This window comes from Sphingobium sp. SA916, assembly GCF_002894065.1.
Classification (GTDB): domain Bacteria; phylum Pseudomonadota; class Alphaproteobacteria; order Sphingomonadales; family Sphingomonadaceae; genus Sphingobium; species Sphingobium fuliginis.
Map to the genome: position 1 here is coordinate 36337 of NZ_LXYF01000025.1, position 23561 is coordinate 59897.

Genomic DNA, 23561 nt, shown 5'->3' on the forward strand with positions numbered 1-23561 from the left:
GAACGGCCGGCATTGAACGGGATGACGCCATGTCGGCCGCCGCTACTGCCCCTTCACATAGACCCGCTTGCCGCCGATCCACGTCTCCAGCACTTGCGTCCCGCGAATCTCGACCGGGCTTGACGTGGAAATATCCCGGTCGATCAGCAGGAAATCCGCCCGCTGCCCCGGCACCAGACTGCCGAAGCGCTTTTCCGCGAAGCCCGCATAGGCTGCCGTCCTGGTGAACCCGTCCAGCGCCGCCTCGAACCTTACCCGCTGTTCCGGCATCCATCCGCCCGCCGGCTGCCCCGATGCATCTTCCCGTGTCATGGCGGCGGCGATGCCGGGGAAGGGATTGGGGCTTTCCACCGGCACGTCCGACCCGAAGGCCAGCGGCACGCGATTGTCCAGCATCGCCTTCCACGCATAGGCGCCCTTCAGCCGCGCCTCGCCCAGCCGCGCCGTGGCCATGCGCCAGTCGGAGGTCTGATGCACCGGTTGCATCGACGCGACGATGCCATATTGCCCGAAGCGCGGCAGTTCCGCCGGATCGACGATCTGCGCATGCTCGATGCGCCAGCGCCGGTCGCCCTTGTAGGTTTCGCTGAGTTCCTGCACCGCATCCAGCACTTCGCTGTTCGCCGCGTCGCCGATGGCGTGGACCGCGATCTGGAAATTGTCCATCGCGGCCCGGCTCATGATGTTGCGAAGCTGGGTGGACGGGATCATCGCCAGGCCGCGCTGCCCCGGCGCATCGGCATAGTCCGCCTTCAGCCAGGCGCCCCGCGATCCAAGCGCGCCATCCAGGATCAGCTTGATCCCCCCCATGCGCAGATGATCGTCATAGAGCCAGGGCGTCGGCTCAGGCCCGGCGATCACCACCATATTCTCAAGGCCATAGGCATAGGACATGATCCGCACCCGCAGCGCGCCGCGGTCCGCCGAACGGCGAAAGGCCTGCCAGTCGTCGATGCTGGTGCCCATGTCGGCAATGCCGGTAATGCCTTGCCGCAGCAGCGCCTGCTGCGCCTTCTCCAGCGCGATGTCGCGATCCTTGGGCGCTGGCGGGGGCACGACGCGCGTGATCAGATCCATCGCCTTGTCGACGAACACGCCCGCAGGCTTTCCCGCCGCCATTTCGATCCGGCCGCCGGGTGGCGCCTTGGTCGCCGCGGTGACGGCCGCCGCCTTGATCGCCAGCGAATTGGCCCAGCCCGCATGGCCGTCGACCCGTTCCAGCCAGACCGGAACGTCGCTGACCGCAGCATCCAGCTCGGCCGCCGTCGGAAAACGGCCCAGGCCCCAAAGCTCCTGATTCCAGCCCTTGCCGATGATCCATTTCCGGCCCGTATTGGCGGCGGCATAGGCCCTGATCTTCGCCTGCGCCTCCGCCAGCGATTTGGTTTCCGAAAGGTCCAGCGTGATCAGCGACAGGCCATAGCCCATCACATGCCCATGGGCGTCGATCAGCCCGGGGATCAGCGTCTTGCCGCCCGCGTCCAGCTTGAAGTCCGGGCGGCTGGGCTGTGCCTGCTCCGGCTCGCTCTTCTTCCGCTTCCGGGGGCGCGGCTGCTCCGGCTCCCGATAGCGGTCGGGCAGCAGCTTATCCACCTTGCCCTCATCGTCGATGGTGAGCGCCCGGAAACGCACCACGCGGCCATTGGCATCCAGCGCGATGCCGTTCACATTGTCGATGATGCCCGAAGCCAGCGCAGGGACGGGCAGCGTCAGGGCAAGGGCGACGGCAATCCTGCATCCGTTCGCGCGGAGCTTGCCGCAGCGGCGCATTGTCCTTGGGTCAAGCCCGGGGCGGACGGCGCTGCTGGTCATGCCGGCCTTGTTCATGCCCGCGTGATCCGCCGAACGAGCGCGCTGGTGTCCTGCCGGTGGCCCCCCATGGCCTGCACGTCGGCATAGAATTGATCGATCAGTGCCGTCACCGGCAGGGTGGCGCCATTGGCCCGCGCTTCCTCCAGCGCCAGCCCCAGATCCTTGCGCATCCAATCCACCGCAAAGCCGAAATCGAAACTGTCCGCCGCCATCGTCTTCCAATGCTTGTCCATCTGCCAGCTTTGCGCCGCGCCGCCGGAAATCGCCTCGAACAATGTGTCGAGGTCCAGTTCAGCCGCCTGCGCGAAACGCAGCGCTTCGGCCAGGCCCTGCACAACGCCCGCGATGCAGATCTGGTTCACCATCTTGGCGGTCTGCCCCGCGCCTGCCTTCCCGACATGGACAATGCGCGGCGCATAGGCCTGCATGACGATCCGGGCGGCTGCGACCGCGGGCTCGCTGCCCCCGCACATGACTGCAAGGCTGCCCTTTTCCGCCCCGGCCTGACCGCCGGTCACCGGCGCGTCGACGCAATGCAGCCCCCGGCTCTCGCCCTCCACGAACAATTGCCGCGCGATCCGCGCCGACACCGTCGTATGGTCGATGAACAGGCCGCCCGGCTTCATCGAGCGAAAGGCGCCGTCGCGGCCCAGGGTGATCTGGCTCAGATCGTCGTCGGTGCCGACGCAACTGATGACGATCTCCGCATCCTCCGCGGCCTTGGCCGGGTTGATCGCGACCGCGCCGCCATAGGCCTCCGCCCAACGCTTCGCCTTGCCGATGGAACGGTTGTAGACGGTCAGCTCATGCCCCGCCTTCGCCAGATGCCCCGCAATCGGGCCGCCCATGACGCCCAGGCCGATAAACGCGATTTTAGCCATATGCCTCGATCAGTTGGATGCGCGCCCGCAAGCCATAGGCAGAGTTTTCGGTCAGTGCCAGTTCCTTCCGAAGCAATTTTAAGCTAGGTGGCGCGCCATGAACACGCTGAGCAAGATAGAGAGCGCCGTGCCGCTGCCCATTTCCGTCGACGACATCCTCGCGGCGCGGGTGCGAATTTCCGGCTCCGTCGTGCATACGCCGACGCTGGTCAGCCAGACGCTGTCGGCCATGTTCGGCTGCAAAGTGTATCTGAAGTTCGAAAATCTCCAGTTCACCGCCGCCTATAAGGAACGCGGCGCGCTCAATCGCCTGCTCCAGCTGGATGAGGAGGCGAAGCGGAAGGGCGTGATCGGGGCTTCCGCGGGCAATCACGCGCAGGGCCTGGCCTATCACGGCAAGCGGCTGGGCGTGCCGGTCACCATCGTCATGCCCAACACCACGCCCACGGTGAAGGTCACGCAGACACAGGGTCATGGCGCCACCGTCGTCCAGTTCGGCGAGAAGTTCGACGATGCCTATGCCCATGCGCGGCTGCTGGAGGTCGAGCAGGGCCTGACCTTCGTCCATCCGTTTGACGAACCCGACATCATGGCGGGGCAGGGCACGGTCGCGCTGGAAATGCTGGAGGACGCGCCGGAGATCGACACGCTGATCGTGCCCATCGGCGGCGGCGGCCTGTTTTCGGGGGTGGCGACGGCGGCCAAGGCGATGAAGCCCGACATCAAGGTCTATGGTGTGCAGGCGGAGCTTTATCCGTCGATGTACGACTATATCAAGGGCGCCAACCTGCCCTGTGACGGCGATACGCTAGCGGAAGGCATTGCCGTCAGGGAACCGGGCGAACTCACCCGCCGCTTCGTCGAGCGGCTGGCGGACGATGTGCTGCTGGTCAGCGAGCGCCATTTGGAGGAAGCGGTGAGCCTGCTGCTCCAGATCGAGAAGACGGTGGTGGAGGGTGCGGGCGCCGCTGGCCTCGCGGCGCTGCTGACGCACAAGGAACTGTTCGCCGGGCGCAGCGTCGGGCTGATCCTGACCGGCGGCAATATCGATACGCGGCTGCTGGCCAATGTGCTGCTGCGCGACCTGGCGCGCTCGGGCCGGCTGGCGCGGCTGCGCATCATCCTGCAGGACCGGCCGGGCGCGCTGTTCCATGTGGCGCGGATCTTCGACCAGGAAGCGGTCAACATCCTCGAACTGTCGCACCAGCGGATCTTCACCAATCTGCCTGCCAAGGGCCTCAGCCTCGACGTGGAATGCGAGACGCGGGACGGCGCCCATCTGGAACGCCTGATCGCCGCCCTGCGGGCAGTGGGCTATGAGGTCGCGCCGATCGAGGTCGCCTAGCCTGATTAGAAGACTGAGCGAGCAGAAGGGTGGAAAGCGGACACCCGTTTTATCCCTCTCCCTTGAGGGAGAGGGCTGCGCAGACTTGGCAGCCTGCTGCCTTAGTCGTAGTTGGGTGAGGGAGGTGCGATCCAATGGATCGCACGGACCGCAGGCCCGCTCCTCCTCGTCCAGATCAGCCTGGGCTCCTTCATCGCCAGGGCTTCCCGTCCTTCTCAAGGGAGAAGGAAGGTCTTGCACTGGCCACTTCCCGCAAAACCCGAAAATAAAGGGAGCCGGCGCGCAGTCCCATGCGCCGGCCCCCCATTTGCGTTGATGCCTTGCGACCCAAGGCTCTCAACGACTGCACCGTACAGACGGCGCAGCGATGCGTTATCCGTGCAGTTTCAGTGCCGTTTCCGCAACGCGCCGGCCCTGATAGCGTGCGCCCTCCAGTTCTTCCTCGCCGGGCTGGCGGCTGCCGTCGCTATCCGCCAGCGTGGTGGCGCCATAGGGTGATCCGCCGCGGACCTTGTCGACGCCCATCTGCCCGGCAAAGCCATAGTCCAGGCCGACGATCACCAGACCGAAATGCAACAGGTTGGTGATGATCGAGAACAGGGTGGTCTCCTGCCCGCCATGCTGGCTGGCCGTCGAGGTGAAAGCGCCGCCCACCTTGCCGTTCAGCGCACCGCGCGCCCAAAGGCCGCCTGCCTGGTCGAGGAAGGCCGCCATCTGGCTCGACATGCGGCCGAAACGGGTGCCGGTGCCGATGATGATCGCATCATAATCCGCCAGCTCCGCGACAGTGGCGACGGGCGCTTCCTGATCGAGCTTGAAATGAGCGGCTTGCGCCACTTCCAGCGGCGCCGTCTCCGGCACGCGCTTGATGTCGACCTGCGCGCCGGCAGCCGCCGCGCCTTCCGCCACGGCCTTCGCCATCGTCTCGATGTGGCCGTAGGAGGAGTAGTAGAGAACCAGAACCTTTGCCATGAGTATCTCCATTTCGTCTAATGCATTGATCGTAAAAAGGTTTCGAAAAAATCGGCCGCCCGCGCAGAGGGAGGGGGGGAGAAGCGCGGGCGGCCTTTCGGCCCGTCCGGGGGAAGGGGACGGACCTTATTCGCTGTCCACCAGGACGATTTCGGCGTCCTCGATCGCCTTGATGGTGATGGGCGCGCCGCCGATGATCGCAGCGCCGTCACGCGCCTCGAAGATCTGGCCGTCGATCTCGATCCGCCCGGTCGCCGGAACCAGATAGAGATGACGTCCTTCGGCACTGTCGTAGGTCACGCTTTCGCCCGCCCTGACGGTGCCGCCCAGCAGACGGGCGTCGGCGCGGATGCGCAGCGCTTCCACATCCTCGGCATGGCCGCTTGCCAGGACCACCAGCTTGCCGGACCGGTCGCCCTTCGGAAAGGGCTTGGCGCCCCAGCTCGGCTGGCCGCCGCGACAGCGGGGCATGACCCAGATCTGAAAGAGCGTCGTCGTCTCTTCTTCCAGATTATATTCGGCATGGCGGATGCCGGTGCCCGCGCTCATCACCTGGACGTCGCCGGCCTCGGTCCGGCCCCTGTTCCCCAGGCTGTCCTGATGGGTGATCGCGCCCTTGCGGACATAGGTGATGATCTCCATGTCCGCATGCGGATGCGGCGGAAAGCCGGAGCGGGGGCCGATTTCATCATCGTTCCAGACCCGGATCGCGCCCCAGTTCATGCGGGCGGGATCATGATAGTCCGCAAAGGAAAAATGGTGCCGCGCGTTCAGCCAGCCATGGTCGGCATGACCGAGGGACGCGAAGGGGCGGCGTTCGATGCGGCTCCCGACTGTCGTGCTCATATTCAGGCCTTTCGATTGCGTTGCCGGAAGGTTCCGGCTTGCTTTCCGTCAATCTAGCGATCAGGATCGTTTCTTGAATAAGCAGCATTGAAACGGATTGTTTCCTTATGCGTCTTCCCGATTTCGAGGCATGGGCGATGTTCGCCGCCGTGGTCGAGCATCGCAGCTTCACCGACGCGGCCAAGGCGCTGAGCGTTTCCAAGGCTACCGTGTCCAAGGCGGTGACGCGGCTGGAGCAGCATCTGGATACCAGCCTGTTCAGCCGCACCAGCCGCCGTCTGGCCCTTACCGAAAGCGGCAAGCGGCTGGCCGAGCATGCGGCGCGCATCCTGTCGGAAGGGCAGGCGGCGGAGGAAGCGGCGAGGGACGAAACGGCCGAACTTTCCGGCACGGTCCGGCTGGGCGCGCCGATGACCTTCGGCCTGCTCCGCGTCGCTCCGCTGGTCGCCGAATTCACGAAGCAGAACCCGCAGGTGGACATCGACCTCCACCTGTCCGATGCGCGCATCGACCTGGTGGAAATGGGCTTGGATGCGACCATCCGCATTGCCGACATGCCGGACAGCTCGCTCCGCGCCCGGCGCCTGGCCGACGTCAAGCTGCATGTCGTGGCGTCGCCCGCCTATCTGGCGGAAAGGGGACGCCCCACCCATCCGTCCGACCTCGGCAGCCATGATTGCCTCTGCTATTCCAATACCCCGACGCCCGACGTCTGGCGCTTTTCCGGCCCCGGCCAGCAGAATGTCGTGGTGCAGGTGCGCGCCCGGCTGACGGTCAACAGCGGAGAGGCGATGCTGCCCGCGCTGCGCACCGGCGTCGGCATTGCCCGGCTGCCCGATTTCATTGTCGGGGACGCGCTTGCATCGGGCGAACTGGAGGAGATTCTGGTCGACTGGCGGCCGCCGCCATTCGGCATCCACCTGGTCACGCCGCCATCGCGTCTGCGGCCGGCCCGGGTGGACGCCGTGCTCGATTTCCTTACCCGCCATCATGGCTGTTGAGGACTCGTTCCACAGGTGAATCCATCTTGACTCCATCTGAATCATTTCGGCTGCAAAATGTTGAAAACAGATTCAAAATCCCACGACTCGCGGATTCCTGCCGGTTAGCGAAAAATTAACCTTTGTCCTTCAGAAGTTTTTTGGTTAATGAATTGGAGCGGCCGTCGTTCTCTGGGGGTGAACGGGACTGCTACGCAAAGGGGCTTCACATGCGCGTGCTGCTAATCGAAGACGAACCGACAACCGCGAAGGCGATCGAGCTGATGCTCACGACGGAGGGGTTCAACGTCTATACGACCGACCTTGGCGAAGAGGGTCTCGACCTCGGCAAGCTCTACGACTACGACATCATCTGCCTGGACCTGAACCTGCCGGACATGCATGGCTATGACGTGCTCAAGAAGCTCCGCGCGGCGAAGGTGCAGACGCCGGTGCTGATCCTGTCCGGCGTGGCGGAAATGGACAGCAAGGTCCGCTCCTTCGGCTTCGGCGCCGACGATTATGTGACCAAGCCGTTCCACCGCGAGGAACTGATCGCCCGCATCCATGCGGTCGTGCGCCGGTCCAAGGGCCATTCGCAGTCGGTCATCCGCACTGGAAAGCTGGCGGTCAACCTGGACGCCAAGACCGTGGAGGTGGACGGCAACCGCGTCCACCTGACCGGCAAGGAATATGCGATGCTGGAGCTGCTTTCGCTCCGCAAGGGCACGACGCTGACCAAGGAAATGTTCCTGAACCACCTTTATGGCGGCATGGACGAGCCCGAACTCAAGATCATCGATGTCTTCATCTGCAAGCTGCGCAAGAAGCTGGCGCTGGCCTGCGGCGGGGAGAATTACATCGAAACCGTCTGGGGCCGCGGCTATGTGCTGCGCGATCCGGACGAGGCGGAGGAATTCGCGACCAAAGTTGCCTGATCCGAGCCATTGCGACAGGAAGAAAAGGCTGGCGATCCTGACAGGATCGGCGGCCTTTTTCCTTTTTTCGCCTCTACGGGACGGGCTCCTGAAGCGTTTTCCAAGCAGATGGAATCATCTGCTGACTCGGAAAACGCGACAAAACAAAAACTTAGAGCAGTCGAGCCGATGCAATCGGATCGGAATCCGCTCTGGAGCGCGCTGCGTTAAATCGGACGCAGCAAATGAACGTCGCGCAATCCAAACGGCCGAATGCCGATCGTCTGCTCAGGGCAGAAGCGAAATCACCGCCATTTATTGTTGGTGTCCGGCCCCTGTAACCGCGTCCGGAATCCGGGCCGCTTCGTCTCCGCCGATGGCCGGAACGCCTCGGGCACCTGATACCCCTCAGCCGGGCGATCGGCAGGGGTGCGACTTTTCACCACCTCCGGATTGATCTGCGCCTCCAGATGCACGCCGAAGCTCTGTCCCTTCCGCCATGCGATCTTTCCCTGCGCCGGTCGGCAGTCGGGCAGGAGGATGACGACGCTTTCCCCCACGGCAAGGTCGAGCTCGCACCGCCCGCCAAGGCCCATTTCCGACACGTCGCGAACGAGGATGTCGATCTCGCCATAATCCGGATGACGCATGCGCGCCTTCAGCAGCCGACGCTGGCGGTCATGCAGCCGCTTGGAGGCGAAATCGGAATCCGAAACGGACATTCAGTCCCGTATCTCTTCAATATCTGGTGCCGCGACGCACCTATGGCGACCCTTGGCTCCATTCGGCACTGCCGGCCGGACCCATATGAAATGACGGTGTAGACATTCAGGCGCGCCATGAAAAGCGCCATCATCTTAAACCATTTATATCAAAGGCTTTTAGTGTTTCGTTCAGAAAGAGGGAAGGCCGGCGGCCCGATAAGGGTCGCCGGCCTTCGATCAGGCGGTGAGGCGGCAATGCGGCTGAAAGCCGGTCGGGGATATGTCGCCTCCGGGCGAGGTCAGTTGGCCGCCTGATCCGAAGCGGCCGAGCTGGCCGAACCCGAAGCCTGTCCGCTGCCCGAAAGCTGTCCGGAAGCATCGACGGACCCCAGGCCGCTCGCGCCGTTCGCCGCACCGTTGGCCGCGCCCGCAGCGCTGCCGGCGGCGTTGCCTGCTGCCGAACGTGTCCGGTTCACGGCGTTGGCGGCGCGGTCCCGCGCTGCTCCTGCGGTGGCGCTGGCGCGGTCCTTGGTTTCGGCGACGGTTCCAGCGGCCCGGTCCCGCGCCGCGCCGGCCGTGTTGCCGGCCTGGTCGCGCAGGCCGCCCACGGCATTGCGCACATCGCCTGTCCCCAGCGTGTCGGCCGTCAGGCTGCCGCCTGCCGATCCGCTGGCGGAGCCCGAAGCGCTGCCGCTGCGGCTCTTGCCATGGCGGCTGACCGATCCGGAGGCGGAACCGCTGCCGCTGCCATGGCCCGAACCGCTGGCGCCGACACGGCCATTCTCCAGGTCGATGCTGCGGTCGAGGCCGACGCCGCCCGATCCGCCGAGCGTGCCGCCCAACGACCCGCCCGCGCCACCCAGCGCGCCGCCCAGGCCACCGCCCAGCATGCCGCCGCCACCGCCGCCCAGCAACTGGGCAGAGGCGGGCGCGGCCGTCAGGGCGGCAAGAGCGGCGGTTGCAATCAGGAACTTGACTTTCATCGATCGTCTCCTTGTTCGTTGTCGATCCGATGACAGGACAACGCGACGGCGATCGGATTTAATCCCAAAATGTCGGAAAAAACTTTCAAATCATTGAAAATCAATCATTATTTCTGCAATTGCCGCAAATGATGCTAAGGCCGGAGCCCCGCTTCGCCTCCGCCCGCAGGGCCGCCACGCTGCCTTTGGCGAACAGCCGTCCCGCCACCAGCGGCGCAGCGAAGGATGTACCGCGGACTTTACCCTTGCCGCCGTCGGCCCGGGCCGCATTCATGTCCGCCCCCGGTGCGGCGAAATCCACATGACGGGCCCGCCCCGCCTCTGGCAGGACGCGGCCCCGCCCGTCAATGCCGGTGACGGCGATCACCCCGGCATAGGATGCCGGATAGGCCGGCGGCGCGGCCGGCCCGTCATTGCCGACCGCCGCGACCACGGACACGCCACGTTCCCGCGCCAGACGGATGGCGCCGGCCAGCAGGGGATTGTCCGGGCCCACCAGGCTCACCGTCACGACATCGGCCCCGCGCGCCGCCATCCAGCCAAGCGCCCGCGCCATGGCGAAGGCGCTGCCGCCCGCCGGGTCGTCGCCATAGACATCGGCCACCAGCAAGGGCGCGCCGGGCGCTGCGCCCCTTATGCTGCCCGTGCCGCTGATGAGGGAGGCGACCGCCGTCCCGTGCGCGCTGGCGCGGGGAGCCCCTCGGGCGAAACCCCGCTGTTCGACCGGGCCGGTCAGGCTGGGGTGCCGGGCCACCCCGCCGTCGATCAGCCCCGCCGCCTTGCCCCGCACCGACGCGGTTTCCGCGAGCGCGGCGGCGGCAAGACCCATGGAAGCGCCGCTCGGGAAATAGAGATTGTCGGCACTGGCCTGCGCTTCCGGGGCGAGGGACCGGACCTGCTTCAACGCACGCGACAGGCTGCGGCCCTGCGGCACGGTCAGGCGGGTCACGGCAAGGTCCAGCCCCTCTATGGCGGCATCTTCCACGCCATAGCCGGCGGAGCGCAGCGCGGCGACGCTTTCCGGCCGCGCCCCGGTCAGCAATATGACGCCGCGCCGCGCCGGTTCGCGCCGGTCGTCCAGTTCCACCGAATCGGCATGCCGCCGCACCAGATCGTCGATCCGCGCTGCCCGCGCCGCCAACAGCCGATCGGCCAGCCGGGCAGGCGACAGCCGCTCAAGCCCGGCCTGATCCAGCGTTCCTTCCACCCGATCCATCACATGCGGCACGATGCCGCCTGCCTGGCCGCTCACCTGACCCAGGGTGCTGCCCGGGGAAGGCAGCAACTGGGCCTGCCCGGCCGGCGCGGTCAGAAGCAGGCCGGCAACGATCCAACGACGCGCGAATTTCATCTCGACCTCTCCACCGCCGGCACTTCCACCATCAGACTGCCTTCCGGTCCTTTCGCTCTCAAAATGATTCATTGCGAAAAAATTTCCGATACAAGATTCATGCTCAGGGATGAAACGTGCGGCGGCAGCCGTTTCATCCTTCAGGAAGCTGAATGGAGACCGGATGTCGTTCGAAAGCGATCTGTTGGCGATCCTGCCCCGGCTGCGGCGCTTTGCCGCCAGCCTGTCGCGGGATCGCGCCGATGCGGACGATCTCTGCCAGGCGGCGTTGGAAAAGGCGCTCCGGGCACGCGATCAATGGCAGCCGGGGACGAGACTGGATAGCTGGATGTATCGGATCATGCGCAATCTGTGGATCGACGAGGGCCGCTCCCGGCAGCGCGCCGCCCGCACCTTCGCGCCGGAGGAGGCGGGCGAGCATGTCGGCCATGCCGGCGACCGCGATGTGGAGGCGCATGTCATGCTGTCCGATGTCGACCGCGCGATGCAAAGCCTGCCCGACGAGCAGCGGGAGGCCATCGCGCTCGTGCTGGTGGAGGGGCTGTCCTACCGGGAAGCGGCGGAGGTGCTGGACATTCCGATGGGCACGCTGACCTCGCGGCTGGTGCGCGGGCGCGGCGCTTTGATCGAACTGCTGGGGGAAGCGGCATGACGGACATGGACGAAGCCATGCTGATCGCCTTTGTCGACGGCGAACTGGACGAGGTGAACCGGCGGCGCGTCGAACGTGCCGTGGCGGAAGATCCGGCGCTGGCCGCGCGGCTCGACATGCATGTTCGCCTGCGGGAGCGGTTGGCCGGCCATTATGCGCCCATCGAAGCCGAGCCTGTGCCGGCCGCGATGCGGACCTTGTTGCAGGAGGATGCGAAGGTCGTCCCGTTCGCCCCTCCGGTCCCGGCGCGTCGGCGCGTCTGGGCCATGGGCGGCGCCATCGCCGCGAGCCTGCTGCTGGGGCTTGGCGTCGGGCATTTTTCCGGCGGGAGCGACGGTCCGATTTCAATAGAGCAGGGCACGATGGTCGCACAGGGCGAGTTGGCGTCGTCGCTCGAAACCCAGCTCGCTTCCGCGCAGGAGGAAGCGCCGATCCGCATCGGCCTCAGCTTCCGGCGCAAGGGCGGCGGATGGTGCCGCAGCTTCGAAGGGCAGGCCCTGTCGGGCGTCGCCTGCCGCGAGGGGCAAGGCTGGCAGGTGCAGCAGCTCGTCCCGGGCGCGGGACGGGAAGCGGCCTATCGGCAGGCATCCTCGGGCGATGCGCGTCTTATGGCGACTGTCGATGCCTTGATGGACGGCTCCCCCCTCGATGCCGCGCAGGAGAAGGCGGCGAAGGACAGGCGGTGGCAATAGGATAGCTGAAGGAAGGGCGGTATCGGACACCCGCTTTATCCCTCTCCCTTAAGGGAGAGGGCTGCGCAGACTTGGCAGCTTGCTGCTTAGTCGTAGCTGGGTGAGGGGGTCGCGATCCAGGGGATCGCGCGGGCAGCAGGCCCGCTTTCCCCCTTACCAATCAACCCAGCCCCCTTCGCCCCCAAGGCTTCCTGTCCTTCCCCCTCAAGGGAGGAGGAAGGTCTTAAAAGGGCCAAAGCCGGCCCCAATGGCACAGCAAGAACAGGCTAACGCATCCCCATGGCCGCTTCGCTCAAAATTCGAAATTCAACCGCCCATAATAAAATCCGCCGCTGGTCCCATAGGGCGAATATTGGTTGTAAAGGGAAAAGCCGTTGCCCTGTAGCAAAGTGGGCAGCTTGTCTGGATAGATGTTGAACAGATTGTTCGCCCCGGCCGTCAGTTTGATGCCCTTGCGCAGTTCCATCCCCAGTTCCAGGTCGAAGATGACCTTGGGATCGATTTCCGCATCCAGGGAAGGCGTGGTCGGATGGACCATCGTCACCTTGCCGTAGCGCGTGGCGCGCAGGTTCAGGCTGGCAGGCCCCTTGGTCCAGAGGATGTTGGCGATGAACTTGTCGCGCGGCGTGCCCTTGGTGAAGTCGCCCTGTTTCGACCGGCCGATCAGCACCAGCTGGGAATTGGCCAGTACCGGCGGTACGGCATCGACATGGGTGAAGACGGTCTTGTTGAAATTGGCCGACAGGCTGAACAGCGCATTGCCCCAGTCGCCCAGGCCCGCCCGCCAGGTGCTGACCACGTCCAGTCCCCGCGTCCGGGTGTCGGCGGCGTTGGAGAAGTAGAAGCCGCCCGCCGAGGATGTGATGCCCGCCGCCGCCAGCACGCTGCGCACGAGCGGTCCCTGCAGGGTTTCGGACAGCAGGATGCGGTCCCTGATCTTGATCTGATAGGCGTCGACCGTGATGTTGAGGCGCGGTGTCGGCGTGAGGACGATGCCGGCCGAAAGGTTTCTGGACTTTTCCGGCTTCAGCGCCGTGGCGCCAAGCGCGACGGCCGCGGCGGAATCGACCGGCAGTGCGGATACGGGCAGCAACACGCCGCCGACATTGATCGTGCTGGCGGAGGAATAATGCTGCTGTTGCAGGGTCGGCGCGCGGAAGCCGGTGCTGGCCGTGCCGCGCAGCGCCAGGCCGCGCACCGGCTCGATCCGCACCGACGCCTTGCCGGTGTCGGTGGTGCCGAAGTCGGAATAATCCTCATGCCGCCCGGCCAGCGCGACCTCGAACCCCTCCACGACCTGCTGTTCCAGGTTCAGATAGGCGCTCCAATTGTCGCGGCTCCATTTCCCGGCGGAGGAGAGGGGGAAACCCGTCACCCCCTGCGACCCGGATGTCCGCAGCACACCGGCATTGGGACCGGTGGTCGACCGGTATCCGCCGTCGATATAGGAAACGGGGTCGCCCGCACCGATGGCATAGCCGTTCCAGCGATATTCCGCGCCCAGCGCCACCAGCAACGGTTCGGCCAGGCCCAGATCGACCGTCTTCTGAAGGTCGAGATTGGTGGTCCACTCCTTCGACGTGACGGCGCCGATATACATGTCGGTGGGGCTGGCCGGACCGAGCGAGGCGTTGATGACCGAGCTTTCCCGATATTTCACCCAGTTGCGGGAAAAGCTGCTGGACAGATCGTAATGGAATGTGTCGGACAGGTCGCCGCGCAGCCCCGCCGCAGTCTGGAAGTCCTCGTCATAGATGTGGAGATGCGGGCTGTAGCCATTGGGGAACAGTTCGGGGATGTTGTTCGGCGCGTCGGGGAAGCGATAGGTCAGCCAGGCGTCGCTATGCCGGCGCGACGCCGTGCCGAACAGGTAAAGTTCGACCTGATCGCTCACCGGCAGCGACAGGTCATAGGCGAAGTTGATGCCCGACACCTGCGGCTGCCCGCCCCGGTTTACGTCGCGATCGACGGTCGCCTCACGCGGGTCGAGCGCACCCGTGGCCGATGAATAGAGCTGGCCCACCCGCGCATAGAACTGGCCCGGATTGGGCGCGCTGCGATAGGTGCGGCCCTGAAGGAAGGCGTCCAGCGTGAAATGGACATGGCCACCGTCCCCGATGCCGAAGCCCTTGCTGATCTGGAACCGGCCCTGTTCGCCGCCGCCGTCCGCCGTGGCCCCGCCCAGGAAGGACGCGCTGCCGCTGGCATCGTTCTTCAGCAGGATGTTGACCACGCCTGCGATCGCGTCGGACCCATATTGCGCCGACGCCCCGTCGCGCAGCACCTCGATCCGCTCGATGGCGGAGGAGGGGATAAGGTCCAGGTCGGGCGGCGACTGGCCGTTCTGGGTCGTGCCGTTGATGAACAGGGTCGCCGTATTGTGGCGCCGCTTGCCGTTCACCAGCACCAGCAACTGGTCGCCCGCAAGGCCGCGCAGCGACAGCGTCTTGACGGCGAAGCTGGCGCCCGCGCCGCTGTTCGACACGTTGATCGACGGCACCAGCGTGCCCAGCAGGTCGCGCACCGATTGCTTGCCGCTCGCCTCCAGGTCCCTGGCGCTCAGCACGTCGATGGGCGCCAGGCTTTCCGCGACGGTGCGCGTGGTCTGGCGGGTTCCCGTGACGATGATCGGGGCCGAGGCATCGTCCCCATCGGCGGGCGCCATGGCGACCGGGGCCGCCGACGCCCCCGCCACGCCGACCTGCGCAAGCTGGACCGCCAGCGGACTGCGATGGGCGACGGTGCGGTTGGCCGGCACGGCGAGGGCGATGACGCCGACGCCCGCTTCGCTATGCTTGAGCGCGGTTCCGGCCAGCAGCCGTTCCAGCGCGTCTTCGGTCGACAGCCAGCCCTGCACGCGCCGACTGCGGATCGACGCGACCTCATCATAGGGGAAGAGGATGCGCACGCCCGACTGGGTTGAAAGCTGGCGCAGGGCGCTGCTCAGCGGCTGCGGGGCGATGTCGAACTTGTGCCGCTGCGACAGGGTGGCGTCCATTTTCGAGGATGCCATCAGCTCCGTGGGCAAAACAAGGTATGTGGCGAGGGCGAACCCCGCCAGTGCATGGCGAATGCGCATCGATTGTTCCCCTGTTGCAGACGGCTTTTTGCCGTTCCGACATTTTCCAACGAAGAAAAGGTCCCGACCCGCCATCCATTCCGGAGCGGCGGACAGGAACGATCGGATGCGACCGATAAAGGATCGGGAAATCAGCGGGAAATGAGATTATCTTATCATAATATTACAAATGGCGCTCAGCCCGGATCAGGCGCTGGTCTGCAGAAACCAGCGCCGGTCCTTTTCCAACCCGATCGCGGTCAATCGGCCGCTGCGGAAAGCGCCGGTGTCGATGCCGATCCTGTTGGGCTGCACATCCACATCCTCGCTGATGTTGTGGCCATGGACGATCATCTTGCCGAAATGTCGCCCATGGTTCAGGAAATCGCCCCTGATCCACCGCAGATCGGCAGGAATCTGGGCATCAAGCGCGACGCGAGGCCGCACCCCCGCATGGACGAAGAGATAGTCGCCAAGCGGCAGCATATCGGCAAAGTCGTCCAGGAAATCGACATGATCGCGGGGGACATGGGCCAGCATCCACTGCGCCATCGCCTCGTCGCTCATAAGCGCGCTGTCCTCCGCCCCCAGGCCGTAGCTGGCCAGCGTCTCCACCCCGCCATATCGGCGGAAGAGGCGCGCCGCCTGCGCCTTTCCGCGGGCGGCTGCGATGAACATCTCCTCATGATTGCCCTTGAGGAAGCGGATGTCGCCGGTCGAGCGCGCCAGGCCCATCGCCCTTTCCACCACCTGCCGCGACTGCGGGCCCCGGTCGACCAGATCGCCCAGCAGGACCAGCAGCCGGGGCAGGGGATCGCGCTCCGCCTCGTCCAGAGCGATCCGGTCCAGCAATTGGGCGAAAAGGTCGTCGCGGCCGTGAATGTCGCCTATGGCATAGACGCGCCTGTCACCGCCCACGCTGGGGGAGGGCGCATCGTCCCGCGCCTTCCGCCTGCGGAACGGCATCAGCATGGCGGGCTTGCCTCACACATCATGCCGCCACTGTCGCACAGCGTTACAGGCGCGGCAATGTGACGCCCTGCTGCCCCATATATTTGCCCGCGCGGTCGGCATAGCTGGTCTCGCACGGCTCGTTGCCCTTAAGGAACAGGAACTGGCACGCGCCCTCATTGGCGTAGATCTTGGCGGGCAGCGGCGTGGTGTTGGAAAATTCCAGCGTCACATGCCCTTCCCAGCCCGGCTCCAGCGGGGTCACGTTCACGATGATGCCGCAACGCGCATAGGTGGACTTGCCAAGGCAGATCACCAGCACGTCGCGGGGCACGCGGAAATATTCGACCGTCCGCGCCAGCGCGAAGCTGTTGGGCGGGATGATGCAGACGTCGGTCTTGCGGTCGACGAAGCTGTTGGCGGCGAAATCCTTGGGGTCGACCACGGCGCTGTCGACATTGGTGAAGATCTTGAATTCGTCCGCCACCCGCGCGTCATAGCCGTAGGAGGAGAGGCCATAGCTGATGCAGCCGTCGCGCCGCTGGCTTTCCACGAACGGCTCGATCATGCCGCTGGTCCGGGCCTGTTCGCGAATCCACTTATCCGACAATATCGACATGGCTGTTCAGCTCTTTCTGGGGGTGATGCCCAAATCGGCAGGGCCGAAGGCATGGGGCAGGAGTTCGGCGACGCGATGTTCGGCCAGCGCGTCTCCTTCCGGCGCCGCGCAGTAAATGGCAAGCGTGCGCCCGGCCATCTGCTCGGCTTCGTTCATGATCTGGCGACACCGGCCGCAGGGGGTGACGATGGCGTCTCCCGATACGGAGCCGTCCGGCCCGATGGCGCCGCCCACGACCGCGATCGCCTCCACATCGGCAAGGCGGCCCTGCGCGTTGGCCGCCGCCAGCGCCACCGTTTCGGCGCAGAGCGACAGGCCGTAGCTCGCATTCTCGAAATTGCAGCCGGTCACGATCTGCCCGTCGGTCAGCCGCACCGCCGCGCCCACGGCGAAGCGGCTATAGGGCGCGTGGGCATGGCGCATCGCCGTCCGCGCCGCCCCGATCAGCTTTTCCGTCGCATTCATCGCGCCATCACATCCCATCGCACCGGTCCGTCGATGCCGTCGATATGCCGCATATCATTGGCTGTCCACATCACCCATTTGCGCTTCTCGCGATCGGGCGCGAAGAAATTGCGGTCCAGCCATAAGGTCCGGTTGATCCCCGATGCAATGGCATATTGCGCGTCGAAATCGTCGCTGACGTTGAGCAGGACCGGCGTGCCCGCATGACTCTCGATCAGGTTGATCAGCGTATTCAGTTCCGACAGCACCGCGTCCTGTCCCGGCCGCGCCCGGCAGCCCGGCTCGAACGCCAGCCTGATCACCGGCGGCAGCGCGGCATTGTCCCGCGGAACCATGGTCATGAAGCCTGTCGCCTGTTCCGAAGCCCTGGCGCAAAGGCTGAAATCCAGCGCCGCGCCATAGCGCAGCCCCGCCGCCCGCGCGCCTGCCCAGTTCGCCTCGAAGGCCGGATCGCGCAAGCGCCCGCCGCGCGAGGCGCGGATATAGGCGAAATCCGCCCCCTGTGCCGCCAGCGTGCCCCAGTCGATGGAGCCATTGTCCGAGGATACAGACACGCCCTGGGTCGGAAACGCCCCCCGATCCGGCGCCCATTCGCGCGCATAGAGCCATCCGCCCAGGGCCATCAGGCCCAGGACGGCAAGAAACAAGCAAAAACGGGCCATGAAATGGCCGGCACTGATGATACGGATGCCCCTTACCCCTTGATGTGCAGGACGCAGATCAGCGTGAACAGGCGACGGGCCGTATCGAAATCGACCTTGATCTTGCCGTCCAGCCGCTCGATCAGCGTCTCGGCGGCGGCATTGTGGATGCCCCGGCGTGCCATGTCCACCGTTTCGATCTGCTGTGGCGATGCGTTGCTGATCGCCTGGTAATAGCTGTCGCAGATCGCGAAATAGTCCCGGATCGGGCGGCGGAACCGGCCCAGGCTCAGGATGATCGCCTCCAGCGGATCGCCATTTTCCCGACGTATCTCTATGACCAGCCGGCCTTCCTCGACACGCAGGTGCACCTTGTAGGGGCCGGCATAGCCGTCCTCATGGCTGCGCTGCGGCTCGAAATAATTGTCCTCCAGCAGGTCGAAGATGGCGATGCGCCGTTCCTGCTCCACATCGGCATTGCGCCAGAGGATCGTCCGCTCGTCGAGCGTGATATCGATGATGCGCGGATCGGCCATGGACGCTATGGTCAGTGCGGCGACACGCGCCGAAAAGCAAGGGGGACTCTTGTCCACAGCTTTTCCGAATGCTTTCAACGTTCCGCCTTGCAAGGGCGGTTGCTCGGCGCGATGAGGGGACAATGGTCGAACTCGTGCAAATCACCCCCGCCGCAGAAGCCGGCATCACCGAACTCCCCCGCAATGTGGAGGCGGAGGCCGCCCTGCTGGGCGCGCTGATGATCGACAACCGCATTGCCGAGGATGTGCAGCTCAAGCTCAAGCCGGAGCATTTCTTCGAGCCCCTGCACGGCCGCATCTACGAATCCGTGATGAAGCTGGTCGAGCGCGACATGGTCGCCAACCCGGTGACGCTGAAACCGATGCTGGAGCAGGACCCGGCGCTCAAGGAACTGGGCGGCGTCGGCTATCTGGCGCAACTGACGGGCAATGGCGCGGCGCTGCTGGGCGCCCGCGACTTCGCCACGCAGATCTACGACCTTGCCTTGCTGCGACAGCTTGTCCATGTCGGCCGCGAACTCGTTGAAAACGCTCTGGATACCAGCGAGGACGTAAACCCCCGCGAACAGATCGAGCAGGCCGAGGTCGCGCTTTACAAGGTGTCGGAGGGGGAGGGGGAGACCGGGTCGGTCAAGAGCTTCGCCACGGCCACCACCATGGCGGTCCAGATCGCGGAGCGCGCGCTCAACAGCGGCGGGCATGTTTCGGGCATCACCACCGGCATCAACAGCCTGAACGAAAAGATCGGCGGCATGCACAATTCGGACCTCATGATCCTCGCGGGTCGTCCGGGCATGGGCAAGACGTCGCTGGCGACCAACATCGCCTATAATGCCGCCTCGCGCTGGCTGCGCGACAATGCCGACGGCATTCCGCCGGAAAAGAATATGGGCGCGAAGACCGCTTTCTTCAGCCTGGAAATGTCCGCCGACCAGCTCGCCACCCGCGTTCTGGCCGAACAGTCGGGCATCAGCGGCGAAGCGCTGCGCATGGGCAAGATCAGCCGCGCCGATTTCCAGAATCTCTCCCGTGCGGCGCGGGAATTGCAGGAACTGCCGCTGTTCATCGACGACACGCCGGGCCTGACCATCGCCGCGCTGCGCACCCGCGCCCGCCGGCTGAAGCGGCGGCATGACATAGGCTTCGTCGTGGTCGACTATCTCCAACTGCTCCAGGGCACCGGAAAGGGCGACAATCGCGTCAACGAGATTTCGGAAATTTCCCGTGGTCTGAAGACCTTGGCGAAGGAACTTAACTGCCCGGTTCTGGCCTTGTCCCAGCTCAGCCGCGCCGTCGAACAGCGCGAGGACAAGCGGCCCCAGCTATCGGACCTTCGTGAATCGGGCTCCATCGAACAGGACGCGGACATGGTCTGGTTCGTCTTCCGCGAGGATTATTATGTCGCCGCGAAGGAGCCGGGGAACAAGGAAAGCCCCGAACATCTGGAATGGGCGCAGGAAATGGAGCGCATCTACGGCCTGGCCGAGGTGATCGTGGCCAAGCAGCGCCATGGTTCGACCGGGCGCATCCGCATGAAGTTCGACGCGAAGATCACCCGCTTTTCCGACCTGGCGGAGGGCAGCTATCTGGAGGATTACGAATAGAACCAGGGGTCTTTACAAGCCGCAGCGTGCTAAAAATATGTGACCGCCGGAATCTCGGAAAACCGCCATTTGCAGCCTGCCAATGGCTGCATCCCCACACATCCTAGCCCGAAACAAAAGCCTGGAACACCAGCGCCAGCCCCACCAGGCTGACGAGATAGGCAATGGTCCGCACCATGGGAATGCCCATGCCGTACAGCGGCAGGTAAACCGCCCGCGCCCCCAGCCAGAGCCACCCGCCAAGGGCTGTCGTTCCGCTGGTTTTCCCCGCGATCACCACGCCCAGAAGCACGATGATCGCGATCGGATAGGTTTCGAGGAAATTCGCCTGCGCCCGCACCAGCCGCCCGCCGACGGGATCGAGCGGCGGCAATTCCTCATCCCGCGCGCCCATGTTCCATTTGGTGCCATATTGCCGCGTCTTGATATGCGCCGCCGCGAAGATGTGGACCAGCAGCAGCACGCAACTCCACGCCAATATCTTCAGCTCGACGGCCATATCTCGTCCTCCGCTCAGTCTGTCATGACCGCCGACCATATCGCGCCCGCATGGTCCGCGCCATAAGTCTCGATTGCCGTAGGCGGCGGATTGGCTGCCGGCGCCCATCATCGGGGCCATAGGCCCTCTTTTCGCAACGGGAGGATTCGGAAGAGCGCAATATTCCCACGAGTCGGGATATTCTCGACGCAACCGCCTTTTCGGTCAGAACACCGGCTGGTTGGCCGGATCGTCCGGATCGGCCGCGGGGGAGGGGATCGGCGTCACCGGCGAGTGAATGCCGCACTCGACCTTGTCCCACCCGCGCCAGCGCCCGGCGCGGGGATCTTCGCCCGGCAGCACCTTGGACGTGCACGGTTCGCAACCGATGGACAGATAGCCCTGCGCCTCCAGCGGATGGCGCGGCAGCTTCTCCGCCTCGAACCAGGCCTCCAGATCGTCCTTCGTCCAGTCGCCCAGCGGGTTGATCTTCAGCCGGCCGTCCTCGACCTCGAAACGGGGCAGGTTCTGCCGCGTCACCGACTGGAACGCCTTGCGTCCGGAAATCCACGCATCCAGTCCATCCTTGGCGCGGTTCATCGGCTCGACCTTGCGGATTTCGCAGCAGCCGTCGGGATCGTAGGACCAGCGCAGGCCGGTCTCGTCCTTCGCCGCCAGCACTTCGGCATGGGGCGTGACGGCGCGGCTGTCGGTAAAGCCCAGCGTGCTGATCAGCGTTTCGCGATAATCCAGCGTCTCGCGGAACATCTTGAGCGTGTCGACGAAGATCACCGGCACGGTTCTGTCCGCCTTGGCCACCAGCGACAGCAGCACCGCGCTTTCCGTACCGAAGGAGGAGACGACGGCGACATTGCCCGCTAGCCCCTCGGCAAAGACGGTCTTGAGCATCGACAGCGTGTCGACGCCCTCGAAGCGCGCGTTGAGCGCATCCGCATCCGCCTGGGTGAAGGCGGGGCGGGCGTCGATCACGTCGAGCTGGCGGGCAGGTTCAGCCATTTGCATTCTCCGGGTGCCGTTTCGCCCAGATGGGGCGGCGGCCATCGATCGTCTTCTGATAGACGTCGTCATAACGATGGAGCGCGCGCTCCACGGCGGCATCGTCCAGCGCCTTGTCGGGCCGGAAGCTGTCGAAGCCGCAGCGGCGCATCGCGACGATCTGGTCCACCAGCACATCGCCCACGGCGCGCAGTTCGCCCTGATAGCCCGCCTCGCGCAATATCCGCGCCGCCGAATAGCCGCGTCCGTCGCCGAAAGCCGGGAAGTTCACCTCCACCAGCGACAGCCTGTCCAGATGGGGCAGCAACTCGCGGGCATCCTCGCCCGCTTCGATCCGGACGGCGGTCGAATTGGACTGGCCGGTGAAGGATTCGACCGTGACCGCCGGTTCCTGGCCGGTTTCGCCTTCGCGGAAGGACAGGAACTCAACCATAGATCGCCTCCTTGAAGGGCTTCATGCCAAGACGGCGATAGGTGTCGAGGAAGCGTTCGCCTTCCTCCCGCTGTTCGAGATAGAGGTTGGTGACCTTCTCGATCGCGTCGACCACGCCGTCCTCCGAAAAGCCCGGGCCGGTGATCTGTCCGACGCTCGCATCCTCCGCGCCCGACCCGCCGAGCGAAAGCTGGAAATTCTCCACGCCCTTCCGGTCCACGCCCAGCACGCCGATATGACCGGCATGATGATGGCCGCAGGCATTGATGCAGCCGGAAATCTTGACCTTCAGCTCGCCCAGTTCCTTCTGCCGGTTCGCCGCGGCGAACCGTTCCGACAGCTTCTGCGCCAGCGGGATGGAGCGGGCATTGGCGAGGCTGCAATAATCCAGGCCCGGACAGGCGATGATGTCGGTGATCAGGTCCAGATTGGCCTCGGCAAGGCCAGCTTCGTCCAGCTTCTGCCAGATGGCGTGGAGGTCCGCCTTCTTCACATGCGGCAGGACCAGGTTCTGCGCATGGGTGACGCGCAGCTCGTCAAGCGAATATTGCTCGGCCAGATCCGCAACCAGCGCGATCTGCTCCGCCGAGGCATCGCCCGGAATGCCGCCGCGCGGCTTCAGGCTGATGTTGACGATGGCATAGCCCGGCTGCTTGAGCGCCGCGACCTGACGGTCCACCCAAAGGGCGAAGGCCGGATCGCTGCGGTCGATGCTGTCCTCCAGGCCCGTTTCATAGGCGGGGCCGGCGAAATAGGCGCGGATGCGGTCCAGTTCCTCGGTCGGCGGGTTGAGGCCCAGCGTCCGCATATGGGCGAACTCCTCCTCGACCTGCCGCTTATATTCCTCGACGCCCAGTTCATGGACCAGGATCTTGATCCGCGCCTTGTACTTGTTGTCGCGCCGGCCATAGCGATTATAGACGCGCAGGCACGCCTCCAGATAAGAGACGATCTCATCTTCGGGCACGAAGTCCCTGATAAGCGGCGCAACCATGGGCGTGCGACCCATGCCGCCGCCGGCATAGACTTCCGCGCCTGTCCGGCCGTCGCGCGACACCAGCTTCAGGCCGATGTCGTGCAGGCGCATGGCGGAACGGTCATCCTCGCTCGCGATCACCGCGATCTTGAACTTGCGCGGCAGATAGGTGAATTCGGGATGGAAGGTCGACCATTGGCGCAACAGTTCCGCCCAGGGACGCGGGTCGGCTACTTCGTCCGCCGAAACCCCGGCATATTGGTCGGACGAGATATTGCGGATGCAATTGCCGCTGGTCTGGATGGCATGCATCTCGACCGTCGCCAGTTCGGCAAGGATGTCCGGCGCATCGGCCAGCTTGATCCAGTTATATTGCAGGTTCTGGCGCGTGGTGAAGTGACCATAGCCCCTGTCGTATTTCGCCGCGATCTCGCCCAGCTTGCGCATCTGCCGGCCGCTCAGCGTGCCATAGGGAATGGCGACGCGCAGCATATAGGCGTGCAACTGGAGATAGAGGCCGTTCATCAGCCGCAGCGGCTTGAACTGGTCCTCCGTCAGTTGCCCGGCCAGACGGCGCTGGGTCTGGTCGCGAAACTCCTCGACGCGGGCGTCGACGATGGACTGGTCGTAGCTGTCGTAACGATACAT

23 protein-coding genes are annotated in these 23561 nt (G+C 65.1%); 6 read left to right on the forward strand and 17 right to left on the reverse strand.

Annotated elements, in window-relative coordinates; all coding sequences use genetic code 11:
* Positions 1–42: 42 nt before the first annotated feature.
* Together A8G00_RS05670 and A8G00_RS05675 are read right to left on the reverse strand one after the other, a co-directional pair.
* Entirely contained in the window at positions 43–1770 is a 1728-nt protein-coding gene (locus A8G00_RS05670; RefSeq protein WP_099186000.1) for an amidohydrolase, read from the reverse strand.
* A gap of 53 nt (positions 1771–1823) precedes the next feature.
* The gene (locus A8G00_RS05675) at positions 1824–2693 is read right to left on the reverse strand and encodes an NAD(P)-dependent oxidoreductase (protein ID WP_025549659.1); all 870 of its coding nucleotides are present in this window, start codon (positions 2691–2693) and stop codon (positions 1824–1826) included.
* Between the two features lie 97 nt (positions 2694–2790).
* Between A8G00_RS05675 and A8G00_RS05680 the strand changes: the two genes are divergently transcribed.
* A complete protein-coding gene (locus tag A8G00_RS05680) occupies positions 2791–4038 on the forward strand; it encodes a threonine ammonia-lyase (RefSeq protein WP_044661875.1) in 1248 nt (415 codons plus the stop codon).
* Positions 4039–4410: 372 nt separating this feature from the next.
* On the opposite strand, the gene wrbA is transcribed toward A8G00_RS05680, so the two are convergent.
* Together wrbA and A8G00_RS05690 are read right to left on the reverse strand one after the other, a co-directional pair.
* Positions 4411–5010 (reverse strand): NAD(P)H:quinone oxidoreductase, encoded by a 600-nt coding sequence (gene wrbA, locus A8G00_RS05685; protein WP_061936259.1) that lies wholly within the window; start codon positions 5008–5010, stop codon positions 4411–4413.
* A 126-nt stretch (positions 5011–5136) separates the two neighbouring features.
* Entirely contained in the window at positions 5137–5856 is a 720-nt protein-coding gene (locus tag A8G00_RS05690) for a pirin family protein (protein WP_099185903.1), read from the reverse strand.
* Between the two features lie 107 nt (positions 5857–5963).
* Between A8G00_RS05690 and A8G00_RS05695 the strand changes: the two genes are divergently transcribed.
* Both A8G00_RS05695 and ctrA read left to right on the forward strand, forming a co-directional pair.
* Positions 5964–6857 (forward strand): LysR family transcriptional regulator, encoded by an 894-nt coding sequence (locus A8G00_RS05695; protein WP_044661877.1) that lies wholly within the window; start codon positions 5964–5966, stop codon positions 6855–6857.
* 209 nt (positions 6858–7066) lie between these two features.
* Entirely contained in the window at positions 7067–7774 is a 708-nt protein-coding gene (gene ctrA / locus A8G00_RS05700; protein WP_025549663.1) for a response regulator transcription factor CtrA, read from the forward strand.
* Positions 7775–8058: 284 nt separating this feature from the next.
* On the opposite strand, the gene A8G00_RS05705 is transcribed toward ctrA, so the two are convergent.
* The 3 genes from A8G00_RS05705 to A8G00_RS05715 all read right to left on the reverse strand — a co-directional run bounded on the left by A8G00_RS05705 (position 8059) and on the right by A8G00_RS05715 (position 10791).
* Positions 8059–8475 (reverse strand): hypothetical protein, encoded by a 417-nt coding sequence (locus A8G00_RS05705; protein WP_048575340.1) that lies wholly within the window; start codon positions 8473–8475, stop codon positions 8059–8061.
* A gap of 281 nt (positions 8476–8756) precedes the next feature.
* Entirely contained in the window at positions 8757–9440 is a 684-nt protein-coding gene (locus A8G00_RS05710) for a hypothetical protein (protein ID WP_099185902.1), read from the reverse strand.
* A gap of 100 nt (positions 9441–9540) precedes the next feature.
* The gene (locus tag A8G00_RS05715) at positions 9541–10791 is read right to left on the reverse strand and encodes a S8 family serine peptidase (protein ID WP_099185901.1); all 1251 of its coding nucleotides are present in this window, start codon (positions 10789–10791) and stop codon (positions 9541–9543) included.
* 163 nt (positions 10792–10954) lie between these two features.
* Here A8G00_RS05715 and A8G00_RS05720 point away from each other — a divergent pair, with 163 nt between their 5' ends.
* Both A8G00_RS05720 and A8G00_RS05725 read left to right on the forward strand, forming a co-directional pair.
* Positions 10955–11443, forward strand: a complete 489-nt coding sequence (locus A8G00_RS05720) for an RNA polymerase sigma factor (protein WP_044663090.1) — start codon at positions 10955–10957, stop codon at positions 11441–11443.
* The gene (locus tag A8G00_RS05725; RefSeq protein WP_099185900.1) at positions 11440–12135 is read left to right on the forward strand and encodes an anti-sigma factor; all 696 of its coding nucleotides are present in this window, start codon (positions 11440–11442) and stop codon (positions 12133–12135) included. The genes A8G00_RS05720 and A8G00_RS05725 overlap by 4 nt, the downstream gene beginning before the upstream one ends.
* A gap of 292 nt (positions 12136–12427) precedes the next feature.
* Here A8G00_RS05725 and A8G00_RS05730 read toward each other — a convergent pair whose 3' ends face one another.
* The 6 genes from A8G00_RS05730 to A8G00_RS05755 form a co-directional block, all read right to left on the reverse strand.
* Entirely contained in the window at positions 12428–15214 is a 2787-nt protein-coding gene (locus A8G00_RS05730; RefSeq protein ID WP_099185899.1) for a TonB-dependent siderophore receptor, read from the reverse strand.
* 186 nt (positions 15215–15400) lie between these two features.
* The gene (locus A8G00_RS05735; protein ID WP_099185898.1) at positions 15401–16165 is read right to left on the reverse strand and encodes a metallophosphoesterase; all 765 of its coding nucleotides are present in this window, start codon (positions 16163–16165) and stop codon (positions 15401–15403) included.
* A 43-nt stretch (positions 16166–16208) separates the two neighbouring features.
* Positions 16209–16763 (reverse strand): dCTP deaminase, encoded by a 555-nt coding sequence (gene dcd, locus A8G00_RS05740; RefSeq protein ID WP_044661884.1) that lies wholly within the window; start codon positions 16761–16763, stop codon positions 16209–16211.
* A gap of 6 nt (positions 16764–16769) precedes the next feature.
* Positions 16770–17228: a cytidine deaminase gene (locus A8G00_RS05745; RefSeq protein WP_025549402.1), complete on the reverse strand. Its 459-nt coding sequence runs from the start codon at positions 17226–17228 to the stop codon at positions 16770–16772.
* The gene (locus A8G00_RS05750; RefSeq protein ID WP_099185897.1) at positions 17225–17890 is read right to left on the reverse strand and encodes a glycoside hydrolase family 25 protein; all 666 of its coding nucleotides are present in this window, start codon (positions 17888–17890) and stop codon (positions 17225–17227) included. The genes A8G00_RS05745 and A8G00_RS05750 overlap by 4 nt, the downstream gene beginning before the upstream one ends.
* A gap of 32 nt (positions 17891–17922) precedes the next feature.
* On the reverse strand, positions 17923–18405 hold the full coding sequence (locus A8G00_RS05755; RefSeq protein ID WP_025549400.1) for a UPF0262 family protein: 483 nt from the start codon (positions 18403–18405) through the stop codon (positions 17923–17925).
* 122 nt (positions 18406–18527) lie between these two features.
* On the opposite strand from A8G00_RS05755, the gene A8G00_RS05760 reads away from it, so the two are divergent.
* On the forward strand, positions 18528–20009 hold the full coding sequence (locus tag A8G00_RS05760; RefSeq protein ID WP_025549399.1) for a replicative DNA helicase: 1482 nt from the start codon (positions 18528–18530) through the stop codon (positions 20007–20009).
* 103 nt (positions 20010–20112) lie between these two features.
* Here A8G00_RS05760 and A8G00_RS05765 read toward each other — a convergent pair whose 3' ends face one another.
* From A8G00_RS05765 to A8G00_RS05780, 4 genes are all read right to left on the reverse strand, one after another.
* The gene (locus A8G00_RS05765; RefSeq protein ID WP_025549398.1) at positions 20113–20508 is read right to left on the reverse strand and encodes an MAPEG family protein; all 396 of its coding nucleotides are present in this window, start codon (positions 20506–20508) and stop codon (positions 20113–20115) included.
* Between the two features lie 204 nt (positions 20509–20712).
* Positions 20713–21504, reverse strand: a complete 792-nt coding sequence (locus A8G00_RS05770) for a phosphoadenylyl-sulfate reductase (protein ID WP_044661887.1) — start codon at positions 21502–21504, stop codon at positions 20713–20715.
* Positions 21497–21937, reverse strand: a complete 441-nt coding sequence (locus A8G00_RS05775; RefSeq protein WP_099185896.1) for a DUF934 domain-containing protein — start codon at positions 21935–21937, stop codon at positions 21497–21499. The genes A8G00_RS05770 and A8G00_RS05775 overlap by 8 nt, the downstream gene beginning before the upstream one ends.
* On the reverse strand, positions 21930–23561 hold the full coding sequence (locus tag A8G00_RS05780) for a nitrite/sulfite reductase (protein ID WP_103000266.1): 1632 nt from the start codon (positions 23559–23561) through the stop codon (positions 21930–21932). Before A8G00_RS05780 ends, A8G00_RS05775 begins: the two co-directional genes overlap by 8 nt.

Excerpts from the sequence above, each read along its gene's own strand:
- ctrA (WP_025549663.1), top strand. The coding sequence starts at position 7,067 with ATGCGCGTGCTGCTAATCGAAGACGAACCGACAACCGCGAAGGCGATC.
- A8G00_RS05715 (WP_099185901.1), bottom strand. The coding sequence starts at position 10,791 with ATGAAATTCGCGCGTCGTTGGATCGTTGCCGGCCTGCTTCTGACCGCG.
- A8G00_RS05670 (WP_099186000.1), bottom strand. The coding sequence starts at position 1,770 with ATGCGCCGCTGCGGCAAGCTCCGCGCGAACGGATGCAGGATTGCCGTC.
- A8G00_RS05730 (WP_099185899.1), bottom strand. The coding sequence starts at position 15,214 with ATGCGCATTCGCCATGCACTGGCGGGGTTCGCCCTCGCCACATACCTT.
- A8G00_RS05690 (WP_099185903.1), bottom strand. The coding sequence starts at position 5,856 with ATGAGCACGACAGTCGGGAGCCGCATCGAACGCCGCCCCTTCGCGTCC.
- dcd (WP_044661884.1), bottom strand. The coding sequence starts at position 16,763 with ATGTCGATATTGTCGGATAAGTGGATTCGCGAACAGGCCCGGACCAGC.
- A8G00_RS05680 (WP_044661875.1), top strand. The coding sequence starts at position 2,791 with ATGAACACGCTGAGCAAGATAGAGAGCGCCGTGCCGCTGCCCATTTCC.
- wrbA (WP_061936259.1), bottom strand. The coding sequence starts at position 5,010 with ATGGCAAAGGTTCTGGTTCTCTACTACTCCTCCTACGGCCACATCGAG.
- A8G00_RS05695 (WP_044661877.1), top strand. The coding sequence starts at position 5,964 with ATGCGTCTTCCCGATTTCGAGGCATGGGCGATGTTCGCCGCCGTGGTC.
- A8G00_RS05710 (WP_099185902.1), bottom strand. The coding sequence starts at position 9,440 with ATGAAAGTCAAGTTCCTGATTGCAACCGCCGCTCTTGCCGCCCTGACG.
- A8G00_RS05720 (WP_044663090.1), top strand. The coding sequence starts at position 10,955 with ATGTCGTTCGAAAGCGATCTGTTGGCGATCCTGCCCCGGCTGCGGCGC.
- A8G00_RS05770 (WP_044661887.1), bottom strand. The coding sequence starts at position 21,504 with ATGGCTGAACCTGCCCGCCAGCTCGACGTGATCGACGCCCGCCCCGCC.
- A8G00_RS05775 (WP_099185896.1), bottom strand. The coding sequence starts at position 21,937 with ATGGTTGAGTTCCTGTCCTTCCGCGAAGGCGAAACCGGCCAGGAACCG.
- A8G00_RS05750 (WP_099185897.1), bottom strand. The coding sequence starts at position 17,890 with ATGGCCCGTTTTTGCTTGTTTCTTGCCGTCCTGGGCCTGATGGCCCTG.
- A8G00_RS05780 (WP_103000266.1), bottom strand. The coding sequence starts at position 23,561 with ATGTATCGTTACGACAGCTACGACCAGTCCATCGTCGACGCCCGCGTC.
- A8G00_RS05735 (WP_099185898.1), bottom strand. The coding sequence starts at position 16,165 with ATGCTGATGCCGTTCCGCAGGCGGAAGGCGCGGGACGATGCGCCCTCC.
- A8G00_RS05755 (WP_025549400.1), bottom strand. The coding sequence starts at position 18,405 with ATGGCCGATCCGCGCATCATCGATATCACGCTCGACGAGCGGACGATC.
- A8G00_RS05765 (WP_025549398.1), bottom strand. The coding sequence starts at position 20,508 with ATGGCCGTCGAGCTGAAGATATTGGCGTGGAGTTGCGTGCTGCTGCTG.
- A8G00_RS05725 (WP_099185900.1), top strand. The coding sequence starts at position 11,440 with ATGACGGACATGGACGAAGCCATGCTGATCGCCTTTGTCGACGGCGAA.
- A8G00_RS05675 (WP_025549659.1), bottom strand. The coding sequence starts at position 2,693 with ATGGCTAAAATCGCGTTTATCGGCCTGGGCGTCATGGGCGGCCCGATT.
- A8G00_RS05745 (WP_025549402.1), bottom strand. The coding sequence starts at position 17,228 with ATGAATGCGACGGAAAAGCTGATCGGGGCGGCGCGGACGGCGATGCGC.
- A8G00_RS05705 (WP_048575340.1), bottom strand. The coding sequence starts at position 8,475 with ATGTCCGTTTCGGATTCCGATTTCGCCTCCAAGCGGCTGCATGACCGC.
- A8G00_RS05760 (WP_025549399.1), top strand. The coding sequence starts at position 18,528 with ATGGTCGAACTCGTGCAAATCACCCCCGCCGCAGAAGCCGGCATCACC.